The 18,655-nt window shown below is 63.7% G+C and carries 16 protein-coding genes, 1 tRNA gene and 1 pseudogene; 5 read left to right on the top strand and 13 right to left on the bottom strand.

Annotated elements, in window-relative coordinates; translation table 11 throughout:
- Positions 1 to 21 precede the first annotated feature (21 nt).
- Positions 22 to 942, bottom strand: coding sequence for an NHL repeat-containing protein (locus AC1D34_RS04020; RefSeq protein ID WP_441490686.1), 921 nt, complete (start codon positions 940 to 942; stop codon positions 22 to 24).
- Here AC1D34_RS04020 and hydA point away from each other — a divergent pair.
- Complete coding sequence (gene hydA / locus AC1D34_RS04025; RefSeq protein ID WP_441490685.1) at positions 942 to 2,384, top strand: dihydropyrimidinase; 1,443 nt, start codon at positions 942 to 944, stop codon at positions 2,382 to 2,384. The two genes, AC1D34_RS04020 and hydA, sit on opposite strands and share 1 nt — an antisense overlap.
- A 49-nt stretch (positions 2,385 to 2,433) precedes the next feature.
- Here hydA and AC1D34_RS04030 read toward each other — a convergent pair whose 3' ends face one another.
- The 3 genes from AC1D34_RS04030 to AC1D34_RS04040 all read right to left on the bottom strand — a co-directional run bounded on the left by AC1D34_RS04030 (position 2,434) and on the right by AC1D34_RS04040 (position 5,085).
- Positions 2,434 to 3,870, bottom strand: coding sequence for a patatin-like phospholipase family protein (locus tag AC1D34_RS04030; protein WP_476823542.1), 1,437 nt, complete (start codon positions 3,868 to 3,870; stop codon positions 2,434 to 2,436).
- 306 nt (positions 3,871 to 4,176) lie between these two features.
- On the bottom strand, positions 4,177 to 4,452 hold the full coding sequence (locus tag AC1D34_RS04035; RefSeq protein WP_441490683.1) for a YMGG-like glycine zipper-containing protein: 276 nt from the start codon (positions 4,450 to 4,452) through the stop codon (positions 4,177 to 4,179).
- A gap of 453 nt (positions 4,453 to 4,905) precedes the next feature.
- Entirely contained in the window at positions 4,906 to 5,085 is a 180-nt protein-coding gene (locus AC1D34_RS04040) for a hypothetical protein (protein ID WP_441490682.1), read from the bottom strand.
- Between the two features lie 214 nt (positions 5,086 to 5,299).
- Between AC1D34_RS04040 and AC1D34_RS04045 the strand changes: the two genes are divergently transcribed.
- The gene (locus AC1D34_RS04045; RefSeq protein WP_476823543.1) at positions 5,300 to 5,992 is read left to right on the top strand and encodes a 3'-5' exonuclease; all 693 of its coding nucleotides are present in this window, start codon (positions 5,300 to 5,302) and stop codon (positions 5,990 to 5,992) included.
- Between the two features lie 366 nt (positions 5,993 to 6,358).
- Here AC1D34_RS04045 and AC1D34_RS04050 read toward each other — a convergent pair whose 3' ends face one another.
- From AC1D34_RS04050 to AC1D34_RS04080, 7 genes are read right to left on the bottom strand one after another with little or no spacing between them, the layout of a single operon-like run.
- The gene (locus AC1D34_RS04050) at positions 6,359 to 8,059 is read right to left on the bottom strand and encodes a GMC family oxidoreductase (protein ID WP_441490680.1); all 1,701 of its coding nucleotides are present in this window, start codon (positions 8,057 to 8,059) and stop codon (positions 6,359 to 6,361) included.
- A gap of 40 nt (positions 8,060 to 8,099) precedes the next feature.
- A complete protein-coding gene (locus AC1D34_RS04055) occupies positions 8,100 to 8,531 on the bottom strand; it encodes a GlcG/HbpS family heme-binding protein (RefSeq protein ID WP_441490679.1) in 432 nt (143 codons plus the stop codon).
- Between the two features lie 3 nt (positions 8,532 to 8,534).
- On the bottom strand, positions 8,535 to 9,440 hold the full coding sequence (locus tag AC1D34_RS04060) for a carbohydrate ABC transporter permease (RefSeq protein WP_476823544.1): 906 nt from the start codon (positions 9,438 to 9,440) through the stop codon (positions 8,535 to 8,537).
- Positions 9,440 to 10,303 carry a carbohydrate ABC transporter permease gene (locus tag AC1D34_RS04065; RefSeq protein ID WP_476823545.1) on the bottom strand — a complete coding sequence of 288 codons (864 nt, stop codon included), beginning with the start codon at positions 10,301 to 10,303 and terminating at the stop codon, positions 9,440 to 9,442. The genes AC1D34_RS04060 and AC1D34_RS04065 overlap by 1 nt, the downstream gene beginning before the upstream one ends.
- Before the next feature lie 54 nt (positions 10,304 to 10,357).
- Positions 10,358 to 11,671 (bottom strand): ABC transporter substrate-binding protein, encoded by a 1,314-nt coding sequence (locus AC1D34_RS04070; RefSeq protein ID WP_476823546.1) that lies wholly within the window; start codon positions 11,669 to 11,671, stop codon positions 10,358 to 10,360.
- Between the two features lie 31 nt (positions 11,672 to 11,702).
- Positions 11,703 to 12,452, bottom strand: coding sequence for a GntR family transcriptional regulator (locus AC1D34_RS04075; RefSeq protein ID WP_441504887.1), 750 nt, complete (start codon positions 12,450 to 12,452; stop codon positions 11,703 to 11,705).
- Entirely contained in the window at positions 12,430 to 13,260 is an 831-nt protein-coding gene (locus tag AC1D34_RS04080) for a mandelate racemase/muconate lactonizing enzyme family protein (RefSeq protein ID WP_476823547.1), read from the bottom strand. The genes AC1D34_RS04075 and AC1D34_RS04080 overlap by 23 nt, the downstream gene beginning before the upstream one ends.
- A 35-nt stretch (positions 13,261 to 13,295) precedes the next feature.
- On the opposite strand from AC1D34_RS04080, the gene AC1D34_RS04085 reads away from it, so the two are divergent.
- The 3 genes from AC1D34_RS04085 (at position 13,296) to AC1D34_RS04095 (ending at position 16,431) form a co-directional block, all read left to right on the top strand.
- Positions 13,296 to 13,622, top strand: a complete 327-nt coding sequence (locus AC1D34_RS04085; RefSeq protein WP_476823548.1) for a hypothetical protein — start codon at positions 13,296 to 13,298, stop codon at positions 13,620 to 13,622.
- Between the two features lie 476 nt (positions 13,623 to 14,098).
- Positions 14,099 to 14,175, top strand: a tRNA-Arg gene (locus AC1D34_RS04090).
- A gap of 1,563 nt (positions 14,176 to 15,738) precedes the next feature.
- Positions 15,739 to 16,431, top strand: coding sequence for a MarC family protein (locus AC1D34_RS04095; RefSeq protein WP_441490657.1), 693 nt, complete (start codon positions 15,739 to 15,741; stop codon positions 16,429 to 16,431).
- A gap of 749 nt (positions 16,432 to 17,180) precedes the next feature.
- Here the strand turns inward: AC1D34_RS04095 and AC1D34_RS04100 are convergent.
- Together AC1D34_RS04100 and AC1D34_RS04105 are read right to left on the bottom strand one after the other, a co-directional pair.
- Complete coding sequence (locus AC1D34_RS04100) at positions 17,181 to 18,455, bottom strand: polysaccharide biosynthesis/export family protein (RefSeq protein WP_476823549.1); 1,275 nt, start codon at positions 18,453 to 18,455, stop codon at positions 17,181 to 17,183.
- 1 nt (position 18,456) lies between these two features.
- A pseudogene (locus tag AC1D34_RS04105) lies at positions 18,457 to 18,655 on the bottom strand (hypothetical protein); the annotation flags it as partial.

Here is an 18,655-nt window from a genome sequence, read left to right on the forward strand (position 1 = left end):
TCCAACGTTCGGGCCGATGCCTTAGACCGGGAACAGCCGCGTCAGGCGGTTGGGGCTGGTCTCCGCAAGGAGTATGTCGCCGTTCGGCGCGAGCCACATGCCATGCGCACCGTTCAGCACAGGACGACAGCGGCCGAGCAGGCTCCCATCAGGGGCGAGCAGGCTGAGCGTGGGAATCGAATCGCAGACATGGATGCGATCGGCGGCATCGGCGACGACATCCTGCGGCCGCAGAAACCCATCCCAGATGGCGAGCAGATCGCCGGTGGCTGTGAAGGCCTGCACGCGGCTGTTCTCGCGATCGGCGACGATCACGCGGCCATCGCTGAGAACGCAGATGCCATGTGGCGTCAGGAACGCGCCCGGCGCCGTGCCGACGGAGCCCCAGCTCGACAGATGCCGCCCGGCGCGGTCGAAACGATGCACGAGCGCGTGGCCATAGCCATCCGCCACATAGAATCCTCCGTCCGGGGCAAAGGCGATATCGCTGGGATGACTGAACGGCGCGCCCGGCTGATGCGTCTCGCCGATCTGGCTCCGCACCGCGCCATCCCGGTCGCAGAACAGGATGCGGTGAGCATCACGATCGACAATGGCGATCACGCCATCGGGGCCTGCCGCAATCTTGTGCGCATCGACGCAGAGACCTTCGCCCCAGCTCGCGATCCGGCATCCCTCACGGTCGAGAACCACGACGCAGGGGCCGGGAGCGTCGACCGCGACGTCGGAGCGCAGCAGCACATAGGCGCGACCTTCGGCATCGTTCGTGACGTCGGTGATCTTTCCCGACGTTTGGGACAAATCGCCCCAAGGCCGCTCGACGCCAAAGCTCCGCTCGCCCAACCGGACGCGCAATTCCGTCTTCATCATCCCCTCGAGACTGCGGCGCAGCCGCGCCGGCTTGTGAATGGCGAGCCAGCCGCCAGAACCGGAGAACTGCAATGAGCGATTTCGATCTCGTCATTCGTGGCGGAACGACGGTGACCGCGTCCGACATCTCTGTTTGCGATGTCGGCGTCAAGGATGGGTTGATTGCCGCGATCGGCGCCGGTCTGCCTCGAGGCGACACCGATATCGATGCGAAGGGATTGCTGGTCCTTCCGGGCGGGGTCGACACGCATGTGCATCTCGACCAGCCCTTCTCGTCCGGCGCCGACATCGCCGAYGATTTTGCGAGCGGGACAGCGTCAGCTGCGGCGGGCGGCACGACAACGATCGTCTGCCACGCGCCTCAGACGCGCGGCGGGTCGCTTGCCGAGGCGGTTGCGGCCTATGGCGCGAAAGCGAAGCAGGCGCGCATCGATCACGGTTTTCACCTGCTGATCAACGACCCGACGCCCGAGGTGATCGAGCGAGAACTRCCGGCGCTGGTTGCAGCGGGGCATCGCTCCGTGAAGGTCTTCATGACCTATGAGAGCAATCGCCTCGCCGATGCGCAGATCCTGCAGACGCTCGCGGCGGCGCGACGTGCCGGAGCACTCGTCTGCGTGCATGCCGAACATCACGAACTGATCGGCTGGCTGACGCAGGCGCTGCTGGCGGCAGGGCTGAGCGCACCAAAGCATCTTGCCTGGGCGAAACCCATGGTGGTCGAACGCGAAGCGACCCACCGCATTCTGGCGCTGGCGGAGGCGCTCGACACCCCGGTCCAGGTCTTCCACGTCTCGGGCGCACAGTCCGGGGAGGAGGTGGCGCGGGCCCAGGCCCGCGGCCAGAAGGCCTGGGCGGAGACCTGCACGCAGTATCTCGTGCTCGGCGAATCCGACATGGACCGGCCGGGCTTCGAAGGCGCCAAGTTCATGATCTCGCCGGCGCTGCGGCCGCCATCCGATCGCGAGGCGCTCTGGCAGCTCATCCGAGACGGCGTCATCGATATCGTCTCGTCCGATCACTCGCCGCTGCGTTTCGACGATCCGCGCGGCAAGAAGCAGCACGGCGAAACGGCCCCCTTCAACAAGATCCCGAACGGCGTTCCCGGCCTCGCAGCGCGCTTGCCGATTCTCTATTCCGAGGGGGTCGCCAAGGGGCGCATCGATCTGCGCACGTTCGTCTCGCTCGTTGCGACCAATCCGGCGCGCCGTTTCGGGCTTGCCCCGCGCAAGGGTTCCATCGCGATCGGCGCCGATGCCGATATCGTCGTCTTCGATCCGACCAAGCGCATGCGCCTGACCAACGCGCTGCAGCACCATGGCAGCGACTACACGCCCTATGAGGGGCTCGAGGTGCTCGGCTACCCCACTGCGACCTACCAGCGCGGCCAGTTGATCTTCGACGGCACCAATGTGCTTGCGCAGCCCGGAGCCGGACAGCTGATTGCGCGATCGGCCTATGCGGAAATCGCTCCCACCGGACGTTTCCCGACGCCGTTCAATCCATTTGGTTAGGCCGGGTTCTGGCAGACGCGCCGTTGTCTGAACGACAGGGGCCTCGCGATCAATTTCCCCCGCTGACGCCCGCAGCGCGGCGGACATCGTCGACCGCCTGCTTCACGGCCGCGCTCCGGTGAACAACCGTCCTTCCGGCCTCGATGAGCAGCTCGACCTGCTCGCGCGGCAGCGAGAGCCGCGTTTCGACGCGGTTCAGGTGGGACGCGACGTTCTGTTCCAGATCAGCGAATTCAAGGTGTTCGACCTTGAAATCCACCTTACGGCAGTCCCAGCCGTCAGCGCTGCCCCGGATCCGGCGCACGGTTTCCAACGGCAACCCGCAACGATAGCGGACCACCCGCTCCTTCCACCTTTCGACGGCAAAGTTCAAAGCGTCGAGACCATGGCGAGACGATGAGGTCATGCCGGTATCGATTGCCGCTTCGACCAGCGGCGCCAGCCAGGGGCCATTCATCGAAGCCCCCCAATCATCCGTTTGCCCGCGGCCAGCATCGGCAACGATGAACAGGAAATGGCGCAGCTTGACGGCCTGCTCCGCCGATAATGGTCCGTGCGGTGTCTTTGACGCGCTTCTTTCGAGGACGAAACCCGTTATGCCCAGATTGTCCGTCAGCCCGCCATCCATCAGCCGCACAAACTTGATGCCGTCTTCGGCATGATAGGAGTGCAATGCGTTGGCGTAGGCCGTCAGTCGCGTGGATGGGTTGGAGCCACTCAGCGCCTCCTTCAACCAGGCGGGGCGGCTATAGCCGCAATCCTGTTTGGTGGCAGCCAGCACGACGGGCGCAAAGACGACAGGCACGGCGGCGGAGGCTGCCACCGCATCCGAAATCTTCAGCTTGTCGAGATCACTGCAGAGCGCCGCAAAGGTATCGTAGCTAAATAGAAAAGGCGTCCGATTGTAGATATCCGAAGCGCTGATCCAGACGGACGGTGCGTTCGCCCATTTGAAACGGGTAAAATCTGCCCCATCGAACAGATTATCGTTCAACCAGCGTGCAAAGGTATTTCGGTCATTGACGCCGCCAGCCACTGCCCGGGACAGGCTGAAGGGTGACGCCAGCGATGTTTCCATGCTCGCTTCTGCGTGCTGGAACAAGAAGCGATCATCGAAATCACGGTAGTCGTCGCGGCCACGATAGCCGAAATAGGCCGCGGTAATGGCGCCGCCGGAGACCCCGGAAATCATCCGGACATTATCGACCATCGTACGTCGATAAGGCTTCTCGTCGACGACGATATCGTCAAGCGCACGCAGGACGCCGTAGGAAAAGGCTGAAGCGCGAACGCCACCTCCCGAGAAGGCGAGGCCAACGACCATCGAGCCGTCATCCCCGCGATCGGGGACGAATTCCGGCGACGGTGGCGGCGTCTTCTCCGCGTGACTATTGACGGGCCCGACATCCGCAGCCGAGCAGGCGCAGAGGATGAGCGTGGCCATCAGCCAGATGGCCTTCACGCCCTTCTCAGCAAGCAGCCTCATTCGCTCTCCGGCACCGTCGCACGATGGCTGGTTACGTAACTGACATTCCGGCACATAGCCGATTCGGTCCAACCGCTCGATCAAATTGCAACCGGCAATCAGGTCCTGGCTCGGAATCCCGCCATTGACTGCTTCGGCATCCGACGCAGTTTCGTTCACTCATGAAGGCYGGACCGTCGCCGGTGCGACGGGCCGCCCCGATAGGGTTGCGGTCTTGGCCCGACCACCCCATCGGAGCGGCCGTGTACAAGACCAGATGCTGCCAGGCGGCCGGCCCTTTGGCCCGCAGCTGCGCTCAGGCGCGCCTTATGGGCAGGGCCCCGTGAAACGGCGACCGCTCCTGTCCTGGAAGATGCAGTTGTTCGGGGTTGTCGCCCGGCCGACGACCGCACCGGTCACGCCACCAGCGAGGGCACCGATCGCGGCCCCCCGTCCGCCGCCCGCGATCCCACCAATGAGCGCACCGCCGCCAGCGCCAATTGCAGCGCCGCCAAGCGTGCGCTGCGACTGAGACTCAGGGTTGCAGCCTGCGAGGAAGAGGCCGAGGCCGATAAAGCCGGCGAATGTGATCGAACGGATCATTATGGGGCTCCTTGTTCAAGAGTGCGCGCGAATGCGAACGCATCAATCTAGGCCAAGCAGCCGAACCTGCCATCGCCCTGCGTCCCAATCTATGTGCATGGCGTTTCTTGCCGCTCTGAACCGAAGGCTGAAAACCGCCGCTTGGCACGCGCCCTCCGCGAGCCCGTTGCCCGCACTGGAGTGACGATCGATTGGCCACGGATCATCGAAACGGACCAATCGGTCGGCGGCGCTTCGGGGCGCGGCCGGCCGATAGGCGGATGCATCCGTCGTGAAGTGGGCATGGCCCCATCCGGCAAGCTGCCCCTGATGATCGCAACGAGACGCCGGTCCGCCACGGCTGCCAGCCCCGGAATATTAACTTCGACTTAATCGGCCCGCCCAACAGGATTTGAACCAGTGCCGTCTCCAGTTCGGCCTTCGATCAAACGCCTGTTGCCGAGCGTCCGGCAATCAGCGATCCACCATCCACGGATTGCGCCCGTAGCTCAGCTGGATAGAGCGTTGCCCTCCGAAGCTGGATTTGAGTTTGCCGAGCGCGAGATAAATCCCTTTAATTTCCAAAAGCTTCGCCTCAAAAATCCGACGCGAGTCGTGATCCCAATGAGCCACCAGAGACACCGTCTTCGTCATCGACGGAGCACTTCTAAAGCGATGATTGCTGCCGATGCCCCCCCGCTGTGCAGCGTCATCTCTCTAGTCCGCCTGCCGCAGATAAATGGTCAACGAGCCGCCCCATTCGGTTATATCCCCCCGCCCGAATGCCCGAGGACTTCAGGCGCGGCCGACCGTCCTTGAATGATATCCTGTCCTCGAATCAACGAAGCAGGCGCCAGGAGTCTCTACCTTGAACAGCATTCCCGGCGGACGCTTTGTCGTGCTCGACTTCGAGACGACCGGCCTCAGCCCTGCCTTGGGGGCTCGTGTGATTGAAGTATCAGCCCGCGAAGTGCTGGATGGTCGAGCGGGCCACGAGTTACTCACCTTTGTCGACCCAGGCGTTCGCGTGCCCCAGGAGATCACTCAGATCACCGGAATAACCACTGCGATGCTGAGCGGTGCACCGACCTCGGCTATAGCCATGCGTCAGCTGGCTTCCTTCATTGGATCGTCGCCCGTCGTTTGCCACAACGCGGGCTTCGACCGAAAATTCTACGAGCACGAGGCGAGTGAATTCCTTGAGGGGCAGCCCGTTCGCACTCTTTGCACTCTGCTGTTGGCTCGGCGCATGTTTCCGGGCCGGAAGAGTTATCGATTGGGCGGCCTCATCGAAGAGATGGGCATTTCGTTCCCTGGACGGCTCCATCGAGCGAGTGCAGATACTTTCGTGACCGCGCACCTATTCGATCGCATCTGCGCAGACGCACGCTCTCTTTGTCGCGCCGAGCATTTCGATGACGACGTGCTGCACCGGCTGCAGCGTGTCCCGGCTGCGCGAGCGCGTGACTGGCTGGCGGCGTTAGGTAGCCCTGACGCAAAATCGCACCGCAAATTTGGATTAGCCGGTGCTGTCGCGCAGAACATCAGCTCGGTGAACTAACCCAAAATGAGTTGTTGCTTCTGAACCATCGTCGGCTTCGATTCCGCATGGACAGAAAAGACGACATCCCCTGGTGCTGTCTGGGCCATTCAATCCGACGCAGGGGCCGGCACTCCTCGTCCGATCCACAGTTGGCGAGTTTTGACCAGGCGCCGGGGTTCATTGCGGCTTAGAGGGCGTGCTGCGAAATCTGCTTCGCCGCGCTCGACCAGCCCACGATCGTGCCCAACCTGACCAGTATTCGGCCGTAGATCGAGGCGCCTCGTCGTTGATCTCCGGCTGGGCGGTGGCGTTCAGCGTGCCGCTCGCTCGGTGATCGGCATGTTCGACGATGCTGCCACGTCCGTCCGCACTGGCAGGTATAGCCTAGGTTGGTCGGGCCGCGATCAGGTCTGCCATGCGCTCGGCCATCATGATCACCGGCAGGTTCAGGTTCGCGCGTGGCGCGGTGGGCATGATCGAGGCATCGACGACGCTGAGGCCGCCCACGCCATGCACCCGCCCCGTGGCGCCGTCCACGACCGCGTCGGGGTCGACCGCAGCGCCCATGCGGCAGGTTCCGCAGCAGTGCCATTGGCCGAAGGCATGTGCCTTGACGTAGGCCTCGAGGATGTCGGGCTCGTTCAGCAGCGATTGCAAGCTGATGCCGCTTGAGACGGCGCGCTGGAAGAACAGCTTTCGCAGCGGCGGCAGAGCATCGATGGCGAGCGCAATCGGCGCGGTGATCAGGTAGTTGCGCACGGTCTGGCGGCCCAGCGACTTGGCAAAGCCGCTATAGCTCGAGGCGCCCGGCATCTCGACGAGATCGGCAAGGGGCCGCGTGGCAAAGAGCCTTGCAATAAGGTGGACGGCCGCGCCCATGCGCTGGAGATCGCGATGGTCGGAGAGATAATTGAAGTCCGCTGTCGGCTCCTTGCGCGGATCCGACGATGCCAGCCGCACCTCGCCGCGCGAATGAGCCTTATTGATCCAGGAGATGATTGTGCCGATCCGCGGTCCCAGCGGATGCCAGGCGGATTTGGCGGCGACCATCAGGAACATGTCGGACGGCCCGCACTCCTCGACGCCGGAACTGTAGCGCATGCCGACATGGATATGGCGGCGCGTCGAGTTGCCGAGCCGCGCCGCTGGCTTGATGTAGCCCGAGAGCGAGATGCCGGGGTGCTCCTGCAGATTGGCGCCCACGCCCTGCAGATTGGCCCGGACCTCGATGCCGAGCGAGCGCAGATGCCCGCCTGGGCCGATGCCGGAGCGCATCAGCAGGGCCGGCGAGTGCATGCTGCCGGAGGACACCACGACCTCGCGGGCCGCCAGCCTTTCCTGGCCCTTGCCCCTTGCGATGTCGACGCCGACGACCTGATTGCCCTGCATCGCCAGAGTGAGCACCTGAGTGTTGGTCATGATCGTGAGATTGGGCCGTCGCCGGGTCGCGGCGTCGAGATAGGCCATGGCGGTCGACACGCGATGCTGCCCGTTGTTTGACAGCGTTATAGCAAAATGCCCGTCGCCGAAGGCACCGTTCTGGTCCTTGATGTCTGGTAAACCCTGCGCTTCCATGGCGGCCTCGGCGGCAATGGAGAAGGCAGGCCAGCGCTCATGCGGGATGCGGTGGATCGGGATCGGCCCGCTCTTGCCGTGCAGCGGTCCCGAATAGTCCAGATCCGTCTCAGCCTTGATGAAATAGGGTAGCACGGCGTCCCAGTCCCAGCCCTCGGCGCCGGCCTGACCCCATTCGTTGTAGTCGTCGGGCGTGCCGCGATTGGCGATCTGGCCGTTGATGCTGGAGCCACCGCCGATCAGCATCGGTTGCTCGTAGCGCTTTGCGGGCGGACGGTTGGCCACATTGTGAAGATGCGGCTGAGTCTGCACCAGCAGGTCCGGCCAGTGGTTCTGCGGGTCGAACGCGGCCTTGCCGGGATAAGTGTCGAGGATCGCCGCACCTTCCTCCCCGGGCTTGAGGTCGCGCCCGGCCTCGATCAGCAGGACCTTTCTCGATAGGTCGGCGGAGAGGCGATTGGCCAGGACGCAGCCGGCCGAACCGCCGCCCACGATGATGATATCCCACATGGTGAGGCTCACGATGCTTGCAGAGGCAGGGAAAGGCGGATCAGGCGGAGAGGCCGAGGGCAGCGAAGGCAGCCGCCCCGGCCTCGGCCACCTGCTGGTCCTGAGCGGTCGAGCCAGAGCTGACGCCGATCGCGCCGACCACCTGTGTCCCGGCTCTCAGCGGCATGCCGCCGGCGAGCGTGGTAAAGCGGCCGCCATGCATGTTCTGGATGCCGAAGCCGGGTTCACCCGGTAGGGTCTTGGGCCCGATCGCCCGGGTCTCGACCAGGGTGCCGGCCGCAGTGAAGGCCTTTGCCAGCGCGATCTCGATCGAGGTGAATTTCGCCCCGTCCATTCGGCGGAAGGCCACCAGGTGGCCAGCGGCATCGACGATCGCGATGTTCTGCGGCACGCCGATCTGCGCCGCTTCCCTGGCTGCGGCAGTGATGACGGCCTCAGCCTCGTCGCAGCCGATATTGGAGATGGTATGCATGTCTCAGCCCTTGACCGAACCCTTGGTCAGGCCGGACACGATGAGGCGGCTGAGCAAGGCGAATGCGATGAGGATGGGGAGAATGGCGAGCGTCGCGGAGGCTGTCAGAGGGCCCCATTCGCGCCCGAAATAGCCGATGAAATTGTAGATCGCCGGCTGGATCGGCCGCAGGTCCGGCGTGTCGATCATCACCGAGCCGGCCACGAATTCGTTCCAGCAGGCGACGAAGGTCAGCACCCCGGCCGCGCCCAGTGCGGGCCGCGTCAGGGGCAGCATCACGCGCGTCAGGATCTGGAAATGCGTGGCGCCGTCTATGATCGCGGCCTCATCGAGTTCGCGCGGGATGGCTTCCAGCGAGCCCTTGATGATCCAAATCGCCATCGGCAGCTGGTAGGCGGTGTAGATCACCGGCAGCGTGAACCAGGAATTGGTCAGGCCCAGCCGGGTGAAATACAGATAGTTCGGGATCAGCAGCGCGGCCGCGCCGAGCGACAGCGGAATGCTGGCGACGACGAGCATGAACAGCGCCCGGCGCAGTGGGAAATCGAAGCGGTCGAAGGCATAGGCGGCAGGCAGCGCGAGCAGCAGCACGCTCGCCACCGTGACCACGCAATAGAACACGCTCACACGCATATTGCCGAGAAAGCCGCTGTCGACGACGCGCTGGTAGTTCTCGGCCGTCGGTATGAAATCAAACAGCACCGGAGGCGTCCTGAACAGGGCCGGTTGCGACTTGAGCGAGGTGAGCACGCCCCAGAACAGGGGCAGCAAATTGAGGCCGGCCAGCACCAGGAAGAGGGCGGCGATGACGAAGCCGAGCGGGCCGGGCAGGATCGCGCGGGCTCCGACCGGCTGGGCATTCTGCGCTGGGACGGGCCTGGGATGAGCGGCGGAAGAGGCAGCGCTCATCACGTCTTCCACTTCGCGAGCCTGACATAGGCCAGGACGAGCAGGATATTGCCGGCAAACATCACCAGGGCGAGCGCCGTGGCCGAGCCGAGGTCAAAATTCACGAAGGCGCGGTCGAACACCTCGATCGGCAGGATTCGTGTCGCATCGCCCGGTCCGCCGCCGGTCAGGACGAGCGGTGTCTCGACGGTATTAAGGTTGGACAGGGTCAGCACGATCGTGACCAGCAACAGCGGAGTCTTCAAGAGCGGCAGCACGATCAGCCAGAAGATCTGCCAAGGATTGGCGCCATCGATCTTGGCGGCTTCCTCGTAATCGTCGGGAATGCCCTTGAGCCCCGCGAGCAGGATGATCACGGCATAGCCAACCCGCTTCCACACCGAGACGCCAATCAGCAAGGCCATGGCGCTGCCGGGGCTGTTGAGGAGCTGCACGTCGGGGATGCCCGCCATCMGGATCAGCGATCCCACCAGCCCGATATCGCTGACGAAGACCCAGCGGAACAGCAGCGTCGCCACCACCGTCGAGATGATCCAGGGCAGGATGACGATCATCTGGACGACGAAGCCGAGCCGCTGGCCGAGTCGGTTGATCCAGACGGCGAGAGCAAGCGCGATGACCAGTGTCAGCGCGACGGCGGCGCAGGTGAACAGCGCGCTGCGCTCGAACGTGGCGGCGAGCACTGGATCGTCGAGCAGCCGTGCATAGTTTTCCAGGCCCGCGAAATCCGTCGGCGCGCCATACTGGATGCGGAACAGGCTGAACCAGAAGCCGTAGAGGACCGGCGAGAACAGCACCAGCATGAGCAGGGCCATCGCAGGCAGCACGTAATTGACGCCGGCGAGGCGCGAATACATCGTCATCGAGAGCGATCCCTGATCGAAGGCGGAGCCGGATTCGACTCCGCCTGGCTCACGTCAGCGATTGTTCTGACGGTTGAAGCGGGTTTCTGCCTCTTCGAGGGCCGCCTTGACGGCGACGCCTTCGACGATGATGCGTTGCGTCGCCTTGTTCAGCGCCTGCCGGTAGCCGCCGACATTGAACTCAATCGGAGTGAGCCAGCCATATTTGCTCGCCCCCTCGGCGGCGACGCGGATATAGCCGTTGCCCGGCTGGTCGACGAAGGGGGCGACCGCCTTCGCCGTTGATCCCATCAGGGGCGACTGCCCGCCGATGGTGACCCAGATCTTCTCGGCTTCCGCGCCCAACAGGTAGTCTACGAACTTGCCGGCCTCCTCCTTCTGCGTGCCCTTTGACCAGACGCCGACGGCCCAACCGGCCATGACAGCCGGCGAATGGGCGGACTTGCCGTTGCCCGGCCAAAGCATCAGGCCGACATTCTCCTTGCCGAGCTTGGCCTGCAACGTCGAGACGCGCACGCTCGGGCCCTGGATCATGGCGACGCGGTCGGAGGAGAACTGTTCGAAGAGGTCGTCGACCGTCCAGGTCGCCGATTGGGGCGGCGAGACATTGTATTTCTTGACCAGGTCGGTCGCGAAGGTCATGGCGGCGACGCCCGCGGGGCTGGCGAAATTGGCTTTTCCGTCCGGCTTGAACAGCGTCTCGCCCTCTCCGAGAAGATAGGGGATCATCATGTGCGGGTCGGCCTGCTGCTCGCTGAAGCCCTGGGCATAGCCATAGCGCGTCACCTGGCCTCCGGCGTTCTTCACCGTCAGCTTCTCGGCGGCGGCGCGGAAGTCATCCCAGGTCTTGATCGAAGCCGGGTCAATGCCGGCAGCCTTCATCAGATCCGCGCGGTAGACGATCGAGATGTAGTTCGGCGAGGCGAACAAGGCATATTGTTTGTCGCCCTTCTTGGTCAGGTCCCAATAGGCGCTGGCATGGTCCTTGACCTGTTCTGCCGGCCATTTTTTGATGAACAGCTCGTTGAGGTCGGCCAGCGATCCGGAGCCGATCGCGTCGCCAAGGAAATCGGTCACCACCCAACTGATGTCGGGCGCGTTGCCGGCGCGATGGGCCGCCAGGAACTTCGGTGTCATCTGATCCCAGACCTGCGTCTCCACGACGATCTTCGTGCCGGGATTGGCGGCCTCGTAATTCTTGATGATCTGCGCCAGGGCCACCTCGCGCGGCGTCGTCCCTGTGGCGCTCAGGAACGTCCACATGCGGATCGTCTTGGTCTGCGCCAAGACCGGGGCCTGTGGAACAAGCGCGCCTGCAGCCACGAAACCGAGCGCCGCCAGGCCATTTAGAACGTGACGTCTCTTCATGTTCATTTCCTCCCCATGAAAAAGCGGCCGATTAGGTTCGGCTCTGTGCGAGTTCTTCGATCAGATTGCGGGCCTTGAGATCAGCCAGCGCGTCCTTGAGCGAGCGGCCCAGATGGGCGCGCACCGCCTTCGCGTAGTCGTTGGGATTGCGGTCGCGCAGCGCTTTGATGATGGCGCGGTGCTCGACGGCTTCCGAGGCATGGCGCGTGCGCCAGGATTCGATGCCGCGCTGGATCCAGGCGTTCAGCACCTGCATCTGGATTCCGCGATAGGTCGAGAGCAGCAGGTCGTTGCCGCTGAACTCGACGATCTTGTGATGGAAGCTCGCGTTCTGCTCATGTCGATTCTTGTGCGAGATCTCCTGCGGATCGACTTCGAGGCGGCGCTGGACCTCCTCGATCGCGTCGACAGCCGTGATGTCGAGGCTGCCTTCGTTCAGGCGTCCGATCATCAGTTCGCCGGCCATCAGCTCGATTGCGAGCCGCACCTGCCAGAGGTCGAGAACCTGCTTCGCGTCGGGGTCGCGGATATGATAGCCGCGCCGCTGGATGACCTCGATGAAGCCCTCCGCCGCCAGTCGCATCAGGGCCTCGCGCACCGGAGTCAGGCTGACGTTGAAATGCTCGGCGAGCTTTTCCGGATAGAGCCGCGTGCCCCGCTCGAAGTAGCCGAAGACGATCATGTCGAGCAGCGTGCGCCGCAAGGTCTCGGCGAGCGTCTCGCCGGGCTTGCCGACGAGTTCGCCCATGTCGCCGGGGCTACGCACTGATATGGATGACATCGCCCCGCTCCGCGTTGGTCTCGAGGCCGTTCACGACGTAACGGGCAAGGCGTGCTAGATCCGGCTCGCCCCCGTGACCCGGGAAATCCTGAGCGACGAGTTGCCCGGCTTCCGTGACGAGTGGGCGCACCGCCATGTTGTCGCGCAGCGGGTTCAGCAGCCGGTTTGCCTCATAGCCATGGACGGCTGGCGCCGCCCGGCAGGTATGCACTGCCGCCGAGACGGCGACGCAGCTGCCGACGCCATGCGGTGCCATCAGGATGCCGGAGCGCGCACAGAGCGCGCCGATCGCCATCAGACCCGACACGCCACCCGCGCGTGAAATATTTGGCTGCAGGAAATCGACCGCATCGGCAGCGACCAGTTTGGCGTGAGCGGCGAGCGTAAAATCGTTCTCGCCCGCTGCTACCGGCACGGGCGAAGCCCTGCGCACCTCGGCGAGGGCCTGGGGATCATCAGGCGGCACCGGCTCCTCGAACCAGCCGATATTGTAGGGAGCGAGCGCCTTGGCGACCGCGATCGCCGTAGGCACGTCATAGGCGCAATTCGCATCGAGATAGAGCGCCTTGTCAGAGCCCATTTCGCCGCGCACGGCAGCGATATGATCGATATCGATCGCGAGGCCGCGGCCGACCTTGAGCTTGATGGCGGTGTAGCCCTGATCGAGATAGGCCCGCGCGGCGCGCGCCGACTTGTCGGGATGATCCTGGAAGCCGACGGGGCTGACATAGGTCGCGACCGGGCCCGGCGAGCCGCCCAGCAGCGTCGCGAGCGGCAGGCCGGCGGCCCGCGCCTTGAGATCCCACAAGGGACACCGTTGATGATCGCAGTCGCCGCGCCGGCATGGGGCAAGCCAAAAGCCTCGCCATAGCCGATGGCGCCGTCATTGCTCTCGACGATGACCAGCGTCGAAACCTGGCCGGTGCGGGGAATCCGCCGAAAATGAGCGGCCGGAGCGAGCAGTTCTGCGGGCACCTTCTCGATGCCGCCGAACACATCCGCGAACCGTGCTTCGAGCTGGATCGCCCTGAGTCGAGAAATCTTCAACGTCGCGCCTCCGATATTATAAATTATAATTTATTTTTTTTGGCGCGCCGTCAAGATGGAGTGGCCGACAAGATCGTCGCCTGCGACATGAAGCTTGGCCAGGGAGCGTGCCCTCTCGTTTAGTGAGCGGCCGAGCGTATCGTCCATACGCTTCGCGCCTGGGCACTCCGGCCGATGAAGCGCATTTCGTTGGCGCTGATGAAAAGGGCTGATTTGGAGAGTGACTGGCACTCACGTCTTTTCGACAATCCGGGGAAGCAAGTCCAAAGCGCTCGCGGCCACGGCCGCTGGGCTGGCGCCATGCTCGATGCGCCGGATGACGGAATCATTCCAGCGGCGCCTAAGAGAGCATTGCCGACGCAGGGCAGCGGCAAGAGCTAGCCCATGGCCTTCTCCGCCGAGAAGGTGCGCCGCGCCTCTGCGCATGTCTGGCAACAGGCGATGAGCGGCGGCTTCGCGAGGGCGGCTTAAAATCCAGCCACAACCGCGGCCGCCCGACACGATACGAACCGGAGAGCTCTGCCAACTCGGCCTTCGCCGCCTCGTTCAAACGCCTGTTGCCGAGCGTCCGGCAATCAGCTATCCACCATCCACGGATTGCGCCCGTAGCTCAGCTGGATAGAGCGTTGCCCTCCGAAGGCAAAGGTCACACGTTCGAATCGTGTCGGGCGCGCCATTTTAAATAGCCTTTGTTCTCAAGGGCTTATGCTTTGGAATCCCCTCCTCAGAGACCATCAGAATCCCTGTCTGTCACAGCTGTCACAGGGTACTTATGGCTACGATCCGCAAGAGAGGTTCCAGTTGGCAAGCTCAGGTTAGGCGCGAGGGCAGCCCTCCCGTCTCCAAGAGTTTCCCCACGAAGGCTGCTGCGTCCGCATGGGCGAGAGGCCTTGAGGCTCAGATAGACACAGCCCACCTATCACCTTCGATCCGTGATCTCCGCACGAGGACCGTTGCGCACCTCCTTGAGCGATATGACGAGGAGGTCAGCCCTTCCAAGCGTGGTGCTCGCTACGAGAGGGCGCGTATCAAGTTCATGCTCACGCACAAGGTCGCTGAGGAGCGCCTAGGAGGACTCTCAGGGGCTTCCGTGGCCCGCTACAGGGATGACGCCTCAAGACGGTGAAGCCTGCCACCGTGCGCCGTGAGCTTGTCATTCTGCGGCATGTGTTCGAGTTCACCATCAAGGAGTGGAGCATTCCGCTCCCTAGCAATCCCGTGCGAGCCATCAAGATACCGAAGGACTCTGAGGCCAGAGACAGAAGGCTTCATGAGGGCGAACTGGCCAAGCTGTTCGGCGCGAGAGGCCCAAGGACCGCAGGTATCTAAAGCCCTTCATCGTCCTCGCCATCAAGACAGGCATGAGGCGCGGAGAGCTTGTGTCTCTCCAGTAGGCTCATGTGGACCTCAAGAAGCACACATTGGTGTAGCCATGATGCTCTTCATCACAGCGTCGGACTGGTCCGGCTTSATGAGAACGGTGACGATATAGTGAAAGATGAAGGAGCTAGCGAACGACGCGCCGCAGATCAAAATAGACTTGCCGATCTTCTGAAGGAGGCCGTCAGGACGGCTGCAATGAACGAATAGACCGGATGCTCAAGTCTCAGCAGGTTCGCGAGCGCAAAGGCGAGCGTGCCTGCGAGGACGGCTCGCAGGGCGAGCAGAATTCCGGCGAGCTCCGTTAGATGTTTCACGTCGCCTGAAACGCCTCATCTGGTCGGCAGACTAGCCGGCAGCACGCCGACACGCCGCGAGACCGCGGCCGATCGAGCCGATCGCCCCCCAGGGACCATCACCACAATCGAGGCGCGACCGTACCTGCCGTTTGACGGCTCGTTCCAAGCCAGGGTTTGACTGAACTGCAGGCTTTGACGTCCAGATGCAGCAAGGCGTACGGTGATGATCAATGGCCGAGACATGAACCGTGTCCACATCCGCCGCGCCAACCAGGCTTTACCAGTCGAGCAGCCGGGAGTCCGTCACAGTCCGGCTTGATGCGGTGCCCGTCCCATGGCTCCACTGGACGCGCAGCACAGCGGAGAACCTGAATTGGGTGCCATGACAATTTGAGGGCTCAGCAATGAAGGATGCGATGGGAGACGACGGTGAACGGCATCCCGTTCAGCCGGGTGGACAGGGCGACGATGCGTGCTTTGCTCCTTCCGGAGAACAGCCTCCCGCGGAGAAGCGCCCAAACCTGTGCATCGTCAGCCCCCACCATATCGGGCCGGCTTGAATGTCGGCGGCCATCAATACGTTCCTGGTCGTGCTCGCAGCCATCTTTCCCGTGGTCAATCCGCCAGGGTCAGCACTCGTTTTCCTGGGATTGACACGCGGCGCAGTGCCCGACACCCGGCGCATCCTCGCGCGGCGTATCGCGGTGAATTCGCTCTTCGTCCTGATGGGAGCGTTCCTTTTGGGCGCGCTCATCCTGCAGTTCTACGGAATTTCGATCCCCATCCTGCGCGTGGCGGGCGGGCTGATCGTGGCGGTATCCGGATGGAAGCTGCTCAACGAAGGCAGCCAGAAGGATTTCGACGCGCATGCGGACGATGTGTCGCGCGCCAACCTCCTGACGCAGGCCTTCTATCCGCTGACCCTGCCACTGACCACCGGCCCCGGCACGATCGCTGTCACGATCAGTATCGGCCTTTCACGCGCAACGTTCACGGCGTCCTCTGGCGCGGTCGCTTTCGTTCTCGCCAGCCTCCTTGCCATCGCCGTAATCGCCCTCAGCATCTGGCTCTGCTTTACCTATGCCGTCCGCGTGCAAAAGCTTCTCGGGCAAGGCGGCACCGAAATTGCGGTTCGCCTTTCGGCGTTCATTCTGTTCTGCCTGGGTGTACAGATCCTGTGGTCAGGAGCGAGCGAATTGCTGAGCTCTCTCCTGCATGGACCGGTCAGTGCAGCCTCAGCCATGGCGACCTGATTCCAGGAGATGCTGAGGCGAACGAACGGCATCTCCTCGCGCGCCGGCAGCAAGCCGTACCGGCGATGAATGGCACTTCCCTGTCACGAGCCTGAGGACCATCACTGGAAGCAGGGGGCCGGAGCGCAGTGTTCTCCCGCGCGGCCTCGGCGTTCAAGCTCCACGACCGCCGTTCTGACGTGATTGATGGATCAGGCCGTTGGAGATCGCCAACTTGCCGGTCCCGTGTTTTTCTCGGATACTATTATCCCATGAAATGAGTTGAAAGATCGCGCGATGAGAGCTGCTCTGGTTGTTTCCAGTCTTATTCTATTGACCAGTATTGCAGGCTGCACGCCGCGCGAGGAATTCGCCTCACCCTCCGTTGTATCCACCGCAGCGCCCCGTGCCTCGGCCGAGCGCAGCTATCTCGACGTGGGCCCCGCTCCCGGCCGAGGCGGCCCGGCCTATCTCCAGGCGAACACGGCAAGCGGTCCACGGCAAACGGACTTCTTTGGCAACGACGTGCTGCCCCGCGCACCATAGGTGCCTTGGAAATTTCAAACCCAGCCAGAGCCTTTGCCAAGGGCAGCTGCCTGGCCCGGCGACGTCGATTGCCCGGCCTGATCGCCAGCGCGTGCCGGCGGCCCAACGTAGCCCCAATGCCGGATGCGCGCGTCGAGACGCCGATGGGGAGGGCGCAGCGGACAGCTGGCTCGGCGTTTCCTGACGAATGCGCGGACGGCGTCGGGTCTCGATCCTGCTGACCGTTACTGGACGGYTGCAGCAGTGGCCCCCTCTCCGCGGAACACGGCCTCGATGACATCGCCCGGCTCGACCTCGGTGTCCTCGGTGGAGGGGAAGCGCTGCCATTGCTGGCCAGCTTTCCGGACGATGACGACCTCCGAGCGAAGGTCGTTGCCTGCAGCTGGCATGGAGCTCACATTGCCGAGGGGGCGGAGCTTTTCGCTGATCGCCTGAATTCTCACGCTGAGATCCGCCAAGCGTAGATTGGAGTCCCTCAGCTCGCGCAACAGAGTGATCCGCCGCTGATTGGCGACGCGCTCGAGTTGGCGACCATATTCTTCGACCTGAAGCCGCGTCCGCATCAACTGAGCGGTGGTTTCCAGGCGGCGCGATGACGATAGCAGCAGCGCGCGTCGGCTCTCGCTGATACGCTGGCTGACGAGGGCGCCGCTTCCAAACAGCTTATTGACCCGCTCAAGCTCCTGGGAATCGGCCTGCACTCCCTTTTCCTCTTCCTGCTCGCGCTGGATCAGCACCGTGACCTGTTCGCCTGCCTCCTTTACGGCGCGCTCCAGAAAACTCCGCTCGTCGCGGAAATCGGCCAGCGAGATCTTGAGCGATTCCGCCTCGCTCTGGGCAACGCCCGAGGCCACGATCGTGGGCAGGGGCGAACTCCTCGGCGGGCGCAGATCAAAGGTCTCCTGATCATCCAATTCAGCGCGCACGCGCAGCGCGTGGAAATATTCCTTCAGATACTCGGTCCAGAGCGAGTCGTGATCGCGCCTCATATCGACAGGATCCGGGCCGAGCTGCCCGGCGCGAGAGCGAAGCAGGCTGTATCCGCCGGCGACTGTAATGGCCTGCCGGACCGTCATGGTCGGCCGATAGGCCTGCTGGCCGGGGGTGAGCACGTCGCCGGCGACATAGATCGGCCGGTATTCGGCGACCCAGGTGGTCACGTCGCCCGGCCTGACGACCTGGACCTGTTCGCGGCCGTCTGGAGCGCGAAATCGGAAGACCTTGGTCGGCATCAAGGCCTCCATCCGGCTCTGGAACTCTGCCGGGGTGAGCCCTGCGACGACGACCGAGCCGACAGCCGGCAATGCGATCGTGCCGTCGAGTTGGACCGTCGCGCGCTGACGCTGATCCGGCAATCCGGCCAGGGCCATCTCGATGGTATCGCCGGGGGCAAGCCGGTACGGTGCTCCGGCATGGGCTCCGCCGCCCAGGCAGGCTGCCAGCAGGACACCGGATGCGAGCCTGCCGAGGCTGGAACGCTTGACTGCAAACAGGGTCATTTCACTGGCCTCTCGCGTGCTGCCCGGCAGGGGCGACCTCGTCGGGCCAATCCAGGCGCGAGACGAAATCGAAGACGGGGCCGCCTGCCTGCCCCCAGTTGCTCGACCAGATGATCTGCGACCCATCGGGCGACGGCGAAGCGTGCGTCTCGCTCCAGTAGTCATGGGGCGCATTTCTGGTCTGTGCGATCCGCCGGAAC

This window comes from Allobosea sp. P1_A7, assembly GCF_056406775.1.